11 protein-coding genes are annotated in these 15,254 nt (G+C 73.3%); 6 read left to right on the top strand and 5 right to left on the bottom strand.

Annotation, left to right across the window (positions count from 1 at the left end; all coding sequences use genetic code 11):
- The first annotated feature begins 17 nt into the window (after positions 1-17).
- Positions 18-6,356 carry an SDR family NAD(P)-dependent oxidoreductase gene (locus ACZ61C_RS41360; protein ID WP_465313405.1) on the top strand — a complete coding sequence of 2,113 codons (6,339 nt, stop codon included), beginning with the start codon at positions 18-20 and terminating at the stop codon, positions 6,354-6,356.
- A 78-nt stretch (positions 6,357-6,434) separates the two neighbouring features.
- Here ACZ61C_RS41360 and ACZ61C_RS41355 read toward each other — a convergent pair whose 3' ends face one another.
- Both ACZ61C_RS41355 and ACZ61C_RS41350 read right to left on the bottom strand, forming a co-directional pair.
- A complete protein-coding gene (locus tag ACZ61C_RS41355) occupies positions 6,435-6,926 on the bottom strand; it encodes a universal stress protein (protein ID WP_465313404.1) in 492 nt (163 codons plus the stop codon).
- A gap of 13 nt (positions 6,927-6,939) precedes the next feature.
- Positions 6,940-8,478: an MFS transporter gene (locus tag ACZ61C_RS41350; protein ID WP_465313471.1), complete on the bottom strand. Its 1,539-nt coding sequence runs from the start codon at positions 8,476-8,478 to the stop codon at positions 6,940-6,942.
- Between the two features lie 119 nt (positions 8,479-8,597).
- Between ACZ61C_RS41350 and ACZ61C_RS41345 the strand changes: the two genes are divergently transcribed.
- The gene (locus ACZ61C_RS41345) at positions 8,598-9,173 is read left to right on the top strand and encodes a TetR/AcrR family transcriptional regulator (RefSeq protein ID WP_465313403.1); all 576 of its coding nucleotides are present in this window, start codon (positions 8,598-8,600) and stop codon (positions 9,171-9,173) included.
- A 12-nt stretch (positions 9,174-9,185) separates the two neighbouring features.
- Here the strand turns inward: ACZ61C_RS41345 and ACZ61C_RS41340 are convergent, their stop codons facing one another.
- A complete protein-coding gene (locus ACZ61C_RS41340) occupies positions 9,186-9,950 on the bottom strand; it encodes an SDR family oxidoreductase (RefSeq protein WP_465313402.1) in 765 nt (254 codons plus the stop codon).
- 100 nt (positions 9,951-10,050) lie between these two features.
- Here ACZ61C_RS41340 and ACZ61C_RS41335 point away from each other — a divergent pair, with 100 nt between their 5' ends.
- Positions 10,051-10,896 (top strand): helix-turn-helix transcriptional regulator, encoded by an 846-nt coding sequence (locus tag ACZ61C_RS41335; protein WP_465313401.1) that lies wholly within the window; start codon positions 10,051-10,053, stop codon positions 10,894-10,896.
- On the opposite strand, the gene ACZ61C_RS41330 is transcribed toward ACZ61C_RS41335, so the two are convergent.
- Positions 10,893-11,924, bottom strand: coding sequence for an Lrp/AsnC family transcriptional regulator (locus tag ACZ61C_RS41330; RefSeq protein WP_465313400.1), 1,032 nt, complete (start codon positions 11,922-11,924; stop codon positions 10,893-10,895). The two genes, ACZ61C_RS41335 and ACZ61C_RS41330, sit on opposite strands and share 4 nt — an antisense overlap.
- 67 nt (positions 11,925-11,991) lie before the next feature.
- Here ACZ61C_RS41330 and ACZ61C_RS41325 point away from each other — a divergent pair, with 67 nt between their 5' ends.
- Positions 11,992-12,693 (top strand): SDR family NAD(P)-dependent oxidoreductase, encoded by a 702-nt coding sequence (locus ACZ61C_RS41325; RefSeq protein WP_465313398.1) that lies wholly within the window; start codon positions 11,992-11,994, stop codon positions 12,691-12,693.
- A 36-nt stretch (positions 12,694-12,729) separates the two neighbouring features.
- On the opposite strand, the gene ACZ61C_RS41320 is transcribed toward ACZ61C_RS41325, so the two are convergent.
- Positions 12,730-13,128, bottom strand: a complete 399-nt coding sequence (locus ACZ61C_RS41320; protein ID WP_465313397.1) for a peptidase inhibitor family I36 protein — start codon at positions 13,126-13,128, stop codon at positions 12,730-12,732.
- Between the two features lie 146 nt (positions 13,129-13,274).
- On the opposite strand from ACZ61C_RS41320, the gene ACZ61C_RS41315 reads away from it, so the two are divergent.
- Positions 13,275-13,910, top strand: a complete 636-nt coding sequence (locus ACZ61C_RS41315) for a TetR/AcrR family transcriptional regulator (RefSeq protein ID WP_465313396.1) — start codon at positions 13,275-13,277, stop codon at positions 13,908-13,910.
- Positions 13,911-14,017: 107 nt separating this feature from the next.
- Positions 14,018-15,253, top strand: coding sequence for an FAD-dependent oxidoreductase (locus tag ACZ61C_RS41310; RefSeq protein ID WP_465313395.1), 1,236 nt, complete (start codon positions 14,018-14,020; stop codon positions 15,251-15,253).
- Position 15,254: the final 1 nt, after the last annotated feature.

The raw sequence follows: 15,254 nt of genomic DNA, 5'->3' as shown, positions 1-15,254 counted from the left end.
TCGCTATCGTGGCGTCCATGGGGGAGGTACAGCACGATCTCGTGCGGCCGTTGGCGGTTCTGCTCGCAGGACGGCGTGACGACCGGCCGGCGTTTTCCGACGGCACGCGTGCGGTGACGCACGGGGAGCTGGCCGAAACGAGCGGACGCCTCGCCGCCGCGCTCGGCGTGGCCCGCGGGGACCGGGTGCTGCTGCACGTCGGCGGCCGGGTCGAGTTCGTCGAGTTCATGCTGGCCACGGTGCGCGCGGCCGCCGTCGGGGTGCCGGTGAGCGTCCGGGCCACCGAGGCGGAGCTCGCCGTCGTCGCCGACGACTCGGGTGCGGTCCTGCTGGTCACCGAGGCGCGGCACGCGGACCTGGCGCGCCGGCTCGTCGCGAGCCGGCCGCACCTGCGGGTGCTGTTCGTCGAAGACCCGCCCGCGGCGTCCGAGCCGCCGCGCGACGACCTCGGGCTCGACGAGCCGGCGTGGCTGCTCTACACCTCCGGCACCACCGGCCGCCCGAAAGGCGTGCTGACCACACAGCGGTCGATGCTGTGGTCCACCGCCGCGGCCTACGTCCCGATGTTCGGCCTGAGCCGGGACGACACCGTGCTGTGGCCGCTCCCGGTGCACCACGCCTACGCGCTGTCGCTGGCGGTGCTCGCGACGATCGCCACCGGCGCGCACACCCGCTTCGCCGGCCGGTGTTCGGCCGAGCTGCTGGCCGAGCACCCCGGCTGCGTGCTCGCCGGCGTTCCCGCCACGTACGCGGGGCTGCGGCAGGAGATCCGCGGCGCGGTCGTCCCGCCGCGCCTGTGCCTGACCTCGGGCGCGCCGTGCGGCCCGGCCGCGCGGGCCGCCGTGCGAGACCTGTTCGGCGTGCCGCTGCTGAACGGCTACGGCGCCACCGAGACCGGCGGCAAGATCGCCGTCGAGGTGCCCGGAGAGACCGGGCTGGTCCCGTTGCCGGGCAACGAGATCCGCGTCGACGGCGGAGAGATCCTCGTTCGTGGCCCGGGTTTGATGCTCGGCTACCACGGGCAGGCCGGTTCGCCGATCGAAGACGGCTGGTACCGCACCGGCGACGCGGGCCGCATCGAGGACGGCAAGGTCGTGCTCCAGGGCCGGGTCGACGACGTGCTCGTCTGCGGCGGCCAGAACGTGCACCCGGCCGAGGTGGAGGCCGTGCTGGCCGAGTCGCCGTCCGTGCGGGACGTGCTCGTCGGCAGCCGGCCGGACGAGGTGGTCGGCGAGGTCCCGATCGCGTTCGTCGTGCCGGCCGGCGACACCGTCGATCCGGCGCGGCTGCGGCGGCTGTGCCTGGAACGCCTGTCGCTGTACAAGGTCCCGGTGGCGTTCCACCGGGTCGACGCGATTCCGCGGACGGCGTCGGGCAAACCGCGGCGCGGGATCCTGACCGCTCCGGAAACCCTTGCGCCGCAAGGAGATCTCGCGGAAGTCGTGCGCGCGGAAGTCGTCGCCCTGTGCGGGCACGACGGCGGGGACGGCTGGCGCGACCGCCCGTTCACCGACCTCGGGCTCTCGTCGCTGGCCGGGGTGCAGCTGCGGCACCGGCTCACCGAGTTCGCCGGCGTGTCGCTGCCCGCGTCGCTGATCTACGACTTCCCGACGCCGGGTGAGGTGATCGCCGAGCTCACGCGGCTGACGTCCGGCGCGCGGTCCGCGGCCCCGGCAACCGCGGTGACCCCGGCGGCGGAACCGATCGCCGTCGTCTCGATGGCGTGCCGGTTCCCCGGCGGGGTGCGGTCCCCGGAGGACCTCTGGCGGCTGGTCCGCGACGGCGTCGACGCGACCGGGGAGTTCCCCGCCGACCGCGGCTGGGACGTCGAGGCGCTGCACGACCCGGACCCCGGCCGGCTCGGCACCTCGGTCACCCGCCGCGGCGGGTTCCTCTACGACGCCGGGGACTTCGACGCCGGGCTGTTCGGGATCTCCCCGCGGGAGGCCCTGGCCACCGACCCGCAGCAGCGGCTCCTGCTCGAAACCACGTGGGAGCTGTTCGAACGGGCCGGTCTCGACCGCGCGGCGCTCCGGGGCAGCAACACCGGTGTGTACGTCGGGGTCATGAACGAGGACTACGCGAGCCGGTTCGACTCGCACGAGCTCGAAGCCTGGCTGGGCATCGGCTCGTCGCACGCGGTCGCCTCCGGCCGGATCGCCTACACCTTCGGGCTGACCGGGCCGACGCTCACCGTCGACACGGCGTGCTCGTCGTCGCTGGTGGCCCTGCACCTGGCGGCCCAGGCCCTGCGCGCGGGGGAGTGCTCGCTCGCCGTCGCTGGTGGCGCGACGGTGATGGCGACCCCGCGGACGTTCCTCGCGTTCAGCCGCCAGCGCGGGCTGTCCCCGGACGGCCGCTGCCGGCCCTACGCCGCCGACGCCGACGGCACCGCGTGGGCCGAAGGCGCCGGAGTCGTGCTGCTGGAACGGCTTTCGGACGCACGACGGCTCGGGCACCCCGTCCTGGCGGTGCTGCGGGGATCGGCCGTCAACTCCGACGGCGCGTCGAACGGGCTGACCGCGCCGAGCGGGCGGGCGCAGCGCGCGGTGGTCGCCTCGGCGCTCGCCGACGCGGGACTGGCGCCCGCGGACGTCGACGCCGTCGAAGGCCACGGGACGGCGACCCCGCTGGGTGACCCGATCGAGGCGGAAGCCCTGATCGCGGCGTACGGCCGGGACCGCGACCGGCCGCTGTGGCTCGGTTCGGTGAAGTCCAACCTCGGCCACACCCAGGCCGCCGCCGGTGTCGCCGGGGTGCTGAAGATGGTGCTGGCCCTGCAGCACGAACAGCTGCCGCCGTCGCGGTACGCGGACAACCCGAGCCCGCGGATCGACTGGTCGGCCGGGAGTGTCGCCTTGCTCGACCGGGCGCGGCCGTGGCCCGCCGGGGACCGGCCGCGGCGGGCCGGGGTGTCGGCGTTCGGGATCGGCGGCACCAACGCCCACGTCCTGCTGGAGGAACCACCACCCGAAAATCCTTTGACGCGCAAGGACTTCCCGGCGGCGCCGTGGCTGCTGGCCGCGGCCGACGAGGACTCGCTGCGCGCCGTCGCCGCCGGGCTCGCGGACGTCCCGGACAGCCTCGACGTCGCCTACACCCTCGCGACCCGCCTCGCGCCCGGGCACCGCGTGCTCGTGCCCGCCGGTGACCGTGAAGCGCTGCGAGCGGTCGCCGACGGACGGGTCCGCGGGCGCACGGTCCGGAGCGCGCCGCGGCTGGCGTTCCTGTTCTCCGGCCAGGGCGCCCAGCGGGCGGGCATGGGACGTGAGCTCGCCCGGTCCTTCCCGGTGTTCGCCGGCGCCTTCGACGCGGCCTGGGCCGCGCTCGGCGTGGAGCCGGCCGACGACGATCCGGACCGCACGGACCACGCCCAGGCCGCGCTGTTCGCGTTCGAGGTCGCGCAGTTCCGGCTGCTCGAGTCGTGGGGTGTCCGCCCGGACGTCGTGGTGGGGCACTCGGTCGGCGAGCTCGCCGCGGCCCACGTCGCCGGGATCCTGTCGGTGCGCGACGCGGCCACCCTGGTGAGCACGCGCGGGCGGCTCATGGCGGAGTTGCCTGCCGGTGGTGTCATGATCGCCGTCGCCGCGAGCGAGGACGAAGTCACGCCGCTGCTCACCGGGTCCGTCGCGATCGCCGCCGTCAACGGCCCGCGTTCGGTTGTCCTCTCCGGCGAAGAGGCCGCGACGACGGCGGTGGCCGAGCGGCTGGGTGGCGGGTCCCGCCTGCGGGTCAGCCACGCGTTCCACTCACCGCTGATGGACCCGATGCTCGGCGAGTTCGCCGCCGTCGTCGCGTCGGTGCGCCACGAACGCGCCGAGATCCCGTTCGTGTCGAGCCTGACCGGCGCCCGGGCCGACGTCCTCGAGCCCGGGCACTGGGTGCGGCACGTGCGCGAGACCGTGCGGTTCGCCGACGCGCTGGCCACCGCCGCGCCCGACACCGGCCTCGAGCTCGGCCCGGCGGCCGTGCTCAGCCGGCTCGCGGGTTTTCCCGCCGTGACGACAACCCTGTCGGGGGAAGGGGTGCTCGCCGCGCTGGGCGCGGTGCACACCTCCGGCGTCCCGATCGACTGGCGGACGGTGTTCCGCGGCAGTGGCGCCCGGACCGTGCCGGTGCCCACCTACCCGTTCCGGCGGACGCGCTACTGGCTGGAGCCCTCGGCGCCGGTCGTCACCGGGCCGGGGCACGCGCTGCTCGGCCCGGCGCTGGAAGCCCCGGACTCACCGCGGGTCGTGCACGGCGGTTCCCTCGACCCGCGCGTGCACCCCTGGCTGGCCGACCACATGGTCGGCGGCACCCCGCTGGTCCCCGGCGCGCTGTTCGCCGAGCTGGCGTTGCACGCAGGGGAGGCCGTCGAGGAGCTCGCCCTGGAGGCGCCATTGCCGTTCGACGCGACCGAGGACACCCACCTGCAGGTGGTCGTCGACGGGCCGCGGCTGGACGTCTACGCCCGGCGGCGGAGCGAAAAGGACTGGCGCCGCCACGCGACGGGCCGGATCCGGCCCCGCGGCCCGCTGCCCGGCACGTGGACAGGGGAGTGGCCACCGGCGGGCACGGCCGAAGCCGACGTCACCGAGGCGTACGGGTTCCACACCTACGGGCCCGCGTTCCGGGCGGTGAAACGGCTTTGGCGGCGCGAAGGCGAGGTGTTCGCCGACGTCGAGCTCCCGCCGGGCGCCGCCGGCCGGTTCGGCCTGCACCCGATCCTGCTCGACGCCGCCGTGCACGCCGTGGCCCTCACCGGTGAGGCGGCCGTCGAGCCGCGGCTGCCGTTCCTGTGGAGTGGCGTCGAGCTGTACACGCCCGGCGCCCGCCGGGCCCGGGTGCACGGCGTGCTCGACTCCGGCGCGCTGCGCGTCGAGCTGTTCGACACGGGTGGTGAGCCGATCGCGCGGGTGGCGTCGCTGCTCACCCGGCCGGTGCACCCGCGTGACACGATGCTCTACCGTCCGAAGTGGACACCGGTGTCGCCGGTCGCCGCCCGGGAGCCGGTCGCCGTCGTCGAAGCCACGGCGGGTGATGTGCGCGAAGCGACCACGGCCGCCCTCCGGCTCCTCCAGGAGCGGCTGCCCGAGCGGCTGGCCCTGGTCACGCGCAACGCCACCGGCCCGGAGCCGGACCCGGCCGCGGCGGCCGTCTGGGGCCTCGGCTGTTCCGCGGCCGCCGAGTACCCGGGCCGGCTGACCATGGTCGACCTCGAGCCCGGCTTCCCGCTCGAGCGGGTCCCGGACTTCGCCGGGGACGGCCGGGAGCCGCAGATCGCGATCCGCGACGGGGTGCCGCACGTGTTCCGGGTCGCGCGCGCGACGCCGTCCGGCACCCGGCCGATCGACCCCGCCGGGACGGTCCTGGTCACCGGTGGCACCGGCGCTCTCGGGGGACTGCTGGCCCGCCACCTCGTCCGCGGCCACGACGTCCGGCACCTGCTGCTGGTGAGCCGCCGCGGCCCGGCCGCGCCGGGCGCCGAAGAGCTGCGCGCCGAACTGGCCGCGCTCGGCGCCGACGTCCGGATCGTCGCCGCGGACGTCGCGGACCGGGCCGTGGTGTCCCGGCTCGTGGACACCTGCGACCCGCCGCTGACCGCCGTGGTGCATTCCGCGGCCGTGGTCGACGACGGTGTCCTCACCGCCCAGACTCCCGAGCGGTTCGCCACGGTGCTCGGCCCGAAGGCGGACGCCGCCGTGGTGCTGGACGAGGTGACCCGGCAGCGGCCGCTGACGGCGTTCGTGCTCTTCTCCTCTATCGCCGGGACGTTCGGCAAGGCCGGCCAGGCCAACTACGCGGCCGCCAACCGGTTCCTGGACGCGCTGGCCGTCCGGCGGCGGGCGGCGGGCCTGCCGGCGTTGTCCCTGGCGTGGGGCCTGTGGGACGTCGGCACCGGGCTCGGTGACCGCATCTCCGCGACCGCCCGGCAGCGGATCCACGCTTCCGGCGTCGTGGGGCTCACCGCCGAGCAGGGCCTCGAGCTGTTCGACGCGGCTCTCGGGTCGGCCGAGCCGGTCCTGGTCCCGGTCCGCTTCACCCCGGTGGCGGTGGAAACCCCGCCGGCGGCCCGCGGAGTCGTGCCGTCGACGACGGGGGAGCGCAGCTGGCCGGCCCAGCCGTCGGAAGCCGAGCTGCGGGAGATGCTTCGCGTCGAGGTGGCCGCGGTGCTCGGCCACCCGGACCCGCGGGCGGTCACCGACGACCGGCCGTTCCCCGAGCTGGGGTTCGACTCCTTGACCACACTGGAGGTCCGTGCCCGCCTGACGACGCTGGCCGGCCGCGACATCCCGGCGGTGGCCCTGTTCGACCACCCGACGGTCGCCGAGCTGGCGGCGTACCTCCACGGCGCCCGGCGCCGCGCGTCGTGAGTGGTAATTAGGGTTCTAACCCTAAAAAACATTCACGACCAGCCGCGGTAGACCGGCGTGCCTTGCCTCGAATCCGGCTCAGGGCACGACCAGCACCGGCCAGTGGCCCGCCCGGATGAGCTTGGTCGCGACCGAACCCGCGAACCGGTGCCCCGCCTTCTGCGACGCGCCGACCACCACCGTGTCGACCTGGCAGCGGTCGGCGGTGTCGCGCAGCGCCGTGTACGGGTCGCCGAACATCTTGAGCAGCGTGACCGGCACCTCGAGCTCCTCGGCGCCGGTGCGGATCTGCTCGCGCAGCTCGGTGTAGAGCTGCACGGTCGTGTCGTGTTCGGCCGCGGCCGCGATCGGCGGCCCGAGCGTGGTCAGGGCCGAGCGGCCGGCGATGAAGGCGACGATCAGCCGGCCGCCCTGGCGGCGGGTCAGGCCGAAGGCGTAGGCCGCCGCGCGCATGGCCGTGTCGGAGCCGTCGACGCCGGCGAGGATGGCCCGCGCCGCGGTCTCCCGGCGCGGGCCGAAACGCTCCACTGTGGACTCGAAGGCGTTGATCCCGGCTGCGCTGCCGCTCACCCCACCCACCCCCTTACCGGGCGACGGGTTCGGTCGTCGCCGGCTCGCCGGCCGGCTGCTCCAGGTCGATCGTCGTGCGCAGGGTGATCGGCTTGAGCAGCAGCGCCGCGATCACCCCGACCACCGCCACCGCCGCGGAGATCAGGAAGATGTGCGCGGTCGCGTCGCCGTACACGGTGTGCACGACGGTCTGCACCTGAGGCGGCAGCGCCTTGAGGTTGAGCGCGCTGACGCTGCCCGTCGACGCCTGGCCCGCCGGCACGTGCAGGGCGGCCGAGAGGTCGGCGGTGACCCGGTTGGCGAGCACGGCGCCCAGCACCGAGACGCCGATCGTGCCGCCGAGCGAGCGGAAGAAGGTCACCGTCGCGCTCGCCGCGCCGAGGTCGCGCAGGGGGACGTCGTTCTGCACGGCCAGCACGAGGTTCTGCATGGTCATGCCGACACCGACGCCCACGACGGCCATCGCGACCCCGACGATCCACAGCGGTGAGGCGTGGTCGACCAGGCCGAGCCCGAGGAAGCCGAGCACCAGGATGATCGTGCCGGCCACGATGTAGGGCTTGATCTTCCCGGTGCGGCTGATCAGCCGCCCGGAGACGGTCGAGGAGACGAGCACCCCCGCCATCAGCGGCATGGTCAGCAGGCCGGCTTCGGTGGGGGTGTACCCGCGGCCGATCTGGAAGTACTGGCCGAGGAACACCGCGCCGCCGAACATGGCCATGCCGACCGCGAGGCTCGCGATGATCGCCAGCGCCGGGGTGCGCTGGACGACGATCTTCAGCGGCACGACGGGTTCGCGCACCTTCGTCTCCACCAGCACGGCGAGCGCGAGCAGCACCACGCCGCCCGCCACCATGACGCCGGTCTGCCACGAAAGCCAGTCGAACGAGTTGCCGACGAAGGACACCCAGATCAGCAGGACGCTCACGCCGGCGGCGATCAGGCCGGAGCCGAGGTAGTCGACTCCGGCGTCGTCGCGCCGCACGGTCTGCAGCTTGAGGGTGCGCTGCAGCACCACGAAAGCGATCGCCGCGATCGGCACGCCGACGAAGAAGCACCAGCGCCAGCCGAGCCACGGCACGTCCACGATGAGCCCGCCGAGCAGCGGGCCGCCGACGGTGGCGACCGCCATGACGGCGCCGAGGTAACCGTTGTAGCGGCCGCGTTCGCGCGGCGGGATGATCGCGGCGATCACGACCTGGACCAGCGCTTGCAGGCCGCCGACGCCGATGCCCTGGAACGCGCGGGCGGCGATGAGCTGCCCGGTGTCCTGGCTGAACCCGCTGATCATCGACCCGGCCACGAAGATCACGATCGCGACCTGGACCAGCGTCTTCTTGTTGAACAGGTCGGCGAGCTTGCCCCAGATCGGCGTGGTGGCCGTCGCCGCCAGCAGGGTGGCCGTGACCACCCACGTGTACTGCGTCTGGCTGCCGTTCAGCGAGCCGATGATCAGCGGCAGCGACGTCGACACGACCGTCGAGCTGATCATGGCCACGAACAGCGCGAGCAGCAGCCCGGACAGCGACTCCAGCACCTCGCGGTGCCGCATCGCCGCGTCCGCCGTGTTTCTCTCGGTTTTCACAGCACCCCTTCACGTCCGGGTAAATTATTGCCCACTGAGCAAACTTGCGCAATGGGCAGTGTATTCCCGTCGCTAGGCTGGGCGGCATGGACACCGTCGACACGCTGCGCACCCGCAAGAAGGCGGCGACCCGGCAGTCGCTGCACGAGGCGGCGCTGCGACTGGCGATGGAGCGCGGGCTCGACGCCGTGACGGTCGAGGACATCGCCGACGAGGTGGGGGTGTCCCGCCGGACGTTCTCGAACTACTTCGCGAACAAGGAAGACGCGATCCTGCACGGCGACCGCGAGCGCACCCGGGTGCTGGTGGCGCTGGCCGCCGGCCGCCCGCCCGCCGAGCAGCCGTGGGCGGCCCTGCGCGCGGCGAGCCGCGAGCTGTACCAGGACCGGACCGTCCCCGACCCGGAGTGGGTGGCGCAGCTGCGGCTGCTACGCCGCCACCCGTCCCTGCTCGCGCAGCAGGCCAGCGACCAGATCGCCCTGGAGCGCGACCTGGCCGGCGTCCTCACCGCCCGCGGCGTCGATGACGAGCTGGCTCGCCTCATGACGGCGACGTTCCTGGCGGCCACCCGCACCGGCATCCTGCGCTGGCTGGAGGGCTCGGGCGAGCAGCCGCTGCCCGCGGTGGTGGACCGGCTGCTGGGCCGCGTCTCCTTCAGCTAGCCGGCCGGGGCTTCACTTTCCGTGGGGATCCGTCTGGTTCAACGCCGCGACCACCTGGGCGTAGTCACCGCGAGCCTCGCCGTACCGTAGGAACTTGACCCGCTCGACCTGGATCTCGGTCGCGTCCGGCTGGGTTTCCAGCAGTGTCACCACTTCGGTGATGAACTCGGCCAGCGGCATGGCGTGCTCGTTGTCGGCCTGGCCGGGCATGAGGTCCGTCTGGACCGACGGCGGCACGAGCTCGAGCACCTTCACCGACGTGTCGGCCAGCTGGAGCCGCAGCGACTCGCTCAGCATGTGGATCGCCGCCTTGGACGCGTTGTAGCTCGGGGTGACCTTCAGCGGGGTGAACGCCAGTCCGGAAGAGACGGTGACGATGGTGGCGTCCGGGCGACTCTGCAGGTGCTCGACGAACGCCGCGATCAGGCGGATCGGGCCCAGGATGTTGGTCGTCACGACGTTCTCGGCCGACTCCAGGAACGTCTCGGGCCGGTGCCAGTCCTCCGCCCGCATCACGCCGGCCATGGTGACCAGCACGTTCAGCTCCGGGTAGCGGGCGAGCACGTCCTTCGCGGCGGCCTCGACGCTCGACGCGTCCGCGGTGTCGATCGCCACGGTGCCGAGGCCGGGGTGCTCGGCGGCGATCGTCTCCAGCCGGTCGGTGCGCCGGCCGCCGACGACCACGGTGTTGCCGCGCTCCCGGAGGGCCAGTGCGAGTGCCAGGCCGATGCCGCTGGTGGCGCCGGGGATGAAGAGGGTGTTTCCGGTGATGTCCATGTCCTGAGCTTCGGCCACCGGCGACGCCGCCGCCAGAGAGCGGCTATCGGGGGACCGGCGATCCCTGGCCGGCCGCCGGGAAGGCGGGATACTGGGGAGCATGGATCGAGCGGAGCTGGCGGCCTTCCTGCGTCGCCGCCGTGAGCAGCTGCGGCCCGAAGACGTCGGCCTCCCACCGGGGGCGCGCCGCCGGACGGCCGGGCTGCGGCGGGAAGAGGTCGCGTCGCTGGCCGCGATGTCGACCGACTACTACACCCGCCTGGAGCAGCAACGCGGGCCGCAGCCGAGCGAACAGACGCTGGCCGCGCTGGCCCGCGCGCTGCGGCTGCGCGACGACGAACGGGACTACCTGTTCGTGGTCGCCGGCCGCAACGCTCCTTCGCCCGCGGTGACGGCCACGCACGTCGCGCCCGCGTTGCTGCGGGTGCTCGACCGGCTGTCGGACACCCCCGCGCTGATCCTGTCCAACCTCGGCGAGGTCCTCGTGCGGAACCGCCTCGCCGAAGCGCTTTACGGCGGCCGGACCGACCACAAAGGACTGGCGCGCAGCGAGATCTACCGCTGGTTCACCGAGCCGGCGGAACGGCTGATCTACCCCGAGCACGACCGCGACCGGCAGAGCCGCGCGCTGGTGGCGAACCTGCGCGCCGCGCACGGCTCGATGGGCCCGAGCTCACGGGCGGGGGAGCTGGTCCGCGCGCTCAAGCGGGAGAGCGCGGAGTTCGCGGCCCTGTGGGAGCGGCACGAGGTCGCGAAGCGCTTCGAGGACCACAAGGTGCTCGTGCACCCCCAGGTCGGCGAGATCGAAGTGGACTGCCAAGCGCTGTTCACCGAAGACCAGTCGCAGGCGCTGCTGGTGCTGACCGCGGCGCCGCGCACGGAGGCGTTCGAGAAGCTGCAGCTGCTGGGCGTGCTGGGCAACCAGCGGTTCGAAGACGCTCGTTAGCGCGCGGCGAGGCGGTCGCCGGCCAGCAGGGTGCCGGACTGCTTGAGCTGCCGGAGCACGGGGGAGATCTCCATGCTCTGCAACCCCGGTAGCGACCCGACCCGGTCGGTGGTGAACTCGAACAGCTCGTCGAGATCGTGGCAGTGCGCCACGGCGTGGATGTTGTGCGGACCGGAAATGGCGGCGGCAAAAGCGATTTCCGGCTCCCGCGCGAGCGTCCGCCCGACGCTCTTGACCGCCGACGGGTGCACCCGCAGCCAGAGCAGCGCCCCGGCGCGGTAGCCCAGCGCCGCGGCGGCGAGCTCGACGTCGATGTGGACCACGCCGGTCCGGAGCAGGGTTTCGAGGCGGCGGGACGCCCGTCCGGGTGTGAGACGGGCCGCGTCGGCGAGGTCGACGAGGCTGGCGCGGCCGTCCTCGGCGAGGACGTCGAGCAGCTTCTCGTCCTCGGGCGTGAGGTCCAGCGGCTCGCGGCTGACGACCGGGACCTCCGGGAACGGACTGCCTTCGGTGCCCAGCGCGGCTTCCTGGGCGGGGGTGAGGATGCCGCGCAGCGCGGCCCAGTAGTGCCCGCGGCCGCCGACGAACTGGCGCAGCATCGCGGCCGCGTGGATGTCGAGGACCGCCGCGGTGCGCGGAAGGCGGTGCCCGAGCAGGTCTTCACGCTGCTCCGGCGTGCGGGAGCGCACCGCGCAGGTGATCTCGGAACCCGCGGCGCCGAGGGTCACCCAGCTGACGTCTTCGCGTTTCGTGAGCGCGTCGGCGATCGCCGTGACGCTGCCCGGGCGGCAGCGCAGCCGCACCAGCCAGCGGCTCTGCCCCAGCGCTCCCGGGTTGAGGATGCCGGCGACCCGCACGACACCGTCGGCGCGCAACCGCCGGTACCGACGGCCGACGGCGCTCTCGGTGACCCCGAGCACGGCCGCGATCGCCGCGAACGAGGCACGCGGGGCGACCTGCAGCGCGCGAATGATTCGCACATCCTCGGGCGCTACTTCGCCGGATTCGCTCATCTGTGACGCTGTCATCGAGGTGATTCTACGAACCGGCGTCTCGGACGAGCAAGCCGGCGAACACCGGAGGCAGACTGCGAGCATGAACGAACTCCCACAGACCGCCCTGATCGCCGGGGCCTCACGCGGCCTCGGCTGTGCGCTGGTGGCGGAGCTGCTCGACCGGGGCTGGGACGTCATCGGCACGGTCCGCGACCCCGCCGCCCGGACGCCCCTGCACGAGCTCGCGGACCGCTCCGGCGGCCGCCTCACGATCGAACACCTCGACGTCACCGACCCGGCCCAGCTCCCGCCGCTGCGCGAACGCCTGTCGCCGCGGAAGCTCGACCTGCTCTTCGTCAACGCGGGAACCACGAACAACGTCGAGACGCCGATCGGCGAGGTGCCGACCGAAGACTTCGTGGCGGTGATGGTCACCAACGCCCTCAGTCCACTGCGCGTCATCGAAGCGCTCGAAGACCTCGTGACGCCGGCCGGGCTGATCGGCGCGATGTCGTCGGGGCAGGGCAGCATCACCAACAACACCACCGGGCTGCGCGAGCTTTACCGCGGCAGCAAGGCGGCGCTGAACATGTTCATGCGCGGCTTCGCGGCCCGGCAGGCCGGGACGGAACGCGCGATCGTCCTGATGGCGCCCGGCTGGATCCGCACCGGCCTGGGCGGGCCGGACGCGCCGTTCACGCTCGAGGAAACCGTCCCGCTCGTGGTGGACGTCCTGGTGTCCCGGCTGGGCAAGCCCGGGCTCGAGTTCCTGGACCGGTGGGGCGAAACCGTGCCGTGGTGAGGTGCCCCTGGCTCGGCCCGCCCCGGTTGACCCCGGCTAGAAGAGGCACTTGACGAGCGAGCTCGTCGTGTTCCGTACCGAGGCTTCGAGGTTCGTGCCGTTGCCGTAGGGGTAGATGGTGGCGGCGCCGTTGTAACCGGCGTCGGGGAAGAGGCACCAGACCTCGCCGGAGCGCCGGTTCCAGACGCTTTCGATGGTGTTGTTCATCCCCTGCGGGCCGGAGGAGTCGGCCAGGTTGCCGTCCCCGCTGGTGAAGTAGGCGATCACGCCGCCGCCGTTGACACCGGAGAAGACGCAGAACTTGGCCGCGGGGCACCGCGCGTACCCGGTGGCTTCCGTGGCCGCGGCCGCGGTCCCGGTCACCGTCACCGCGGCGGTGATCGTGGCCAGCGAAACCGCGGCGAACCGGGTGCGCAGTGCTGAGGCGAGCTTCATGGGTGCGACTCCTCGACGAGTGGTCAGGCAGCTGGCGGCTGCTGCCGCCGTCTGCCTCACTCCTCACCCCGGCTCCGGTTGGTCGCCGGCGCCGGCTTTCACCCGGATGGCCGCCGGAGAGCCGGCCGCAGTGATAACTTCGCGGCGTGAGCGATCCGGCCGGCCCCTCCCCGTCCCGGCGCGCGTACGAGTCGCCGCTGCGTGAGGAGCGGGCCGTCGCGACGCGGGCCCGGATCGTCGACGCCGCGCGGGAGCTGTTCGCGGAGCAGGGGTTCGCCGGGACGACCGTCGCCATGATCGCCAAGCACGCCAAGGTCGCCACGCCGACGGTCTACGCGACCTTCGGGTCGAAGGCGGCGATCGTCGGCGAGCTGATCGCCCGCCTGGAGGCGGAGGCGGACCGCGCGGAGTGGGGCGCGCGCATCCAGGCCGAGCCTGATCCGCACCGCAAGCTCGGGCTCTACGCGTCGTTCCTCCGCAAGCTGTACTCGAACGGCCGGGACATGTGGGCCGCGGCGGTCAACGCCTCGAGTGATCCCGCCGTGGTCGAGCTGAAGAACCACGGTGAGCGCGAAGCGCGGGAGTGGCTCGTGCCGATCATCGCGTCGCTGGACGAGGCAGGCGTGCTGCCCGCGAACGTCACCCGCGAAGAAGCCGTCGAGCACGCGTGGATGCTCAGCGCGCTGGAGCTCTACTTCCGCGGCACCACCGGGCTCGGCTGGACCGACGACCGGTACGAAAGCTGGCTGACCGAGATCCTCGGCCGGCAGCTGACCCGCTGATCTTCGAGAACCCTCGTGACGGGGGTCACTACGGTCTCAATTGAGTAGATCAGACTATATTGATTACAGTGAAGCCTGACCAACCAGTGCTCAGTGAGGAAACAGTCATGCGAGTCATCATCATCGGCGCGGGCATCGGCGGCCTGACCCTCGCCCAAGCCCTGCGCACCCACGGGATCGACGTCGCGGTGCACGACCGCGACCCCCGCGCCGAGGCGACCGGCGGTTACCGGCTCCACATCGACGACGCCGCGTGCCAGGTCCTGCGCAGAGTCCTCCCGGCCGCGGCGTACCAGGCGTTGCTGGCCAGCTCACCGAACCGGGCGGCCCACCGCGGGATCACCTTCGCCGACCACCGGCTGCGCCCGCTCGCCAAGGCGACGATCCCGCTCGAGGAGGAGATGCTCTTCGTCGAACGCCTGCCGCTGCGCGTGCTGCTCACCCACGGCCTCGACGACGCGATCCACTGGAGGAGCGAGTTCGTCCGTCACGAAACCCACCCCGACGGCACAGTGACCGCGCACTTCGCCGACGGCTCGGCCGATCACGGTGACCTGCTCGTCGGCGCGGACGGCGCCACCTCGCGGGTGGTCACGGCGCTGGCGGGCAGACCCACGTCGACGCCCGTCGGCATCGGCGGTGTCGCCGGCCGCAGCCCGCTCACCCCGGAGATCCGCGAGCAGTTGCCGGAGCGGTTGCGCATCGGCTCGATCCTCGCCGTCGGCCCCGGTTCGACGAGCGCGTTCATCACGGTGCAGGACACCGAAGCCGGCCCCATGCTCGACCCGGCGCTGTGTGTCGACGTGCCGGCGTTCCCGGAGTCGCCGGTCGTCTACTGGGGGATCAACGTCCCGCTCGACCGGCTGCCGAACGCCCGCAAGATCGGCGCCGAGGCCGCCGTGCGCGCCGCGGCCGGTCTGGTGCACGCGTGGTCACCGGTGCTGCGGGAGATCGTCGAAGGCGCCGAGTTGCGCACGGTGGGTACTTTTCCTTACCACACAAGCGATCCGCGTGCGCACCTGACGCCGTGGGCCTCGGGCACGGTGACCGCGCTCGGCGACGCCGTGCACGCCATGCCCCCGACCGGCGGCCGCGCGGCCGCCACCGCCGTCCGGGACGCCGACCTGCTGGCCACCCACCTGGCCGACGCGGTGAAGGGCGGCACGACGATCGCGCTCGCCGTGCACGAGTACGAGCGCGGCCTCAACGCCTACGCCGCCCACGCGGTCCGCGTGTCGCTGAGGCCGATCGTGTGGCAGCGACGCCTCGCCAACCCGGCGTTCGGGCTGCTTGCCCGCGCCGCCACCACCCTCGCGGCACCGGTGACCGCCGCGCTCCGCTGAA

This window comes from Amycolatopsis sp. NPDC104587, from assembly GCF_055583645.1.
Note: the sequence above shows the minus strand (reverse complement) of the source record. Positions and strands in the feature narration are given on the sequence as shown.

Excerpts from the sequence above, each read along its gene's own strand:
- ACZ61C_RS41360 (WP_465313405.1), top strand. The coding sequence starts at position 18 with ATGGGGGAGGTACAGCACGATCTCGTGCGGCCGTTGGCGGTTCTGCTC.
- ACZ61C_RS41340 (WP_465313402.1), bottom strand. The coding sequence starts at position 9,950 with ATGGACATCACCGGAAACACCCTCTTCATCCCCGGCGCCACCAGCGGC.
- ACZ61C_RS41310 (WP_465313395.1), top strand. The coding sequence starts at position 14,018 with ATGCGAGTCATCATCATCGGCGCGGGCATCGGCGGCCTGACCCTCGCC.
- ACZ61C_RS41320 (WP_465313397.1), bottom strand. The coding sequence starts at position 13,128 with ATGAAGCTCGCCTCAGCACTGCGCACCCGGTTCGCCGCGGTTTCGCTG.
- ACZ61C_RS41345 (WP_465313403.1), top strand. The coding sequence starts at position 8,598 with ATGGACACCGTCGACACGCTGCGCACCCGCAAGAAGGCGGCGACCCGG.
- ACZ61C_RS41335 (WP_465313401.1), top strand. The coding sequence starts at position 10,051 with ATGGATCGAGCGGAGCTGGCGGCCTTCCTGCGTCGCCGCCGTGAGCAG.
- ACZ61C_RS41350 (WP_465313471.1), bottom strand. The coding sequence starts at position 8,478 with ATGCGGCACCGCGAGGTGCTGGAGTCGCTGTCCGGGCTGCTGCTCGCG.
- ACZ61C_RS41325 (WP_465313398.1), top strand. The coding sequence starts at position 11,992 with ATGAACGAACTCCCACAGACCGCCCTGATCGCCGGGGCCTCACGCGGC.
- ACZ61C_RS41330 (WP_465313400.1), bottom strand. The coding sequence starts at position 11,924 with ATGACAGCGTCACAGATGAGCGAATCCGGCGAAGTAGCGCCCGAGGAT.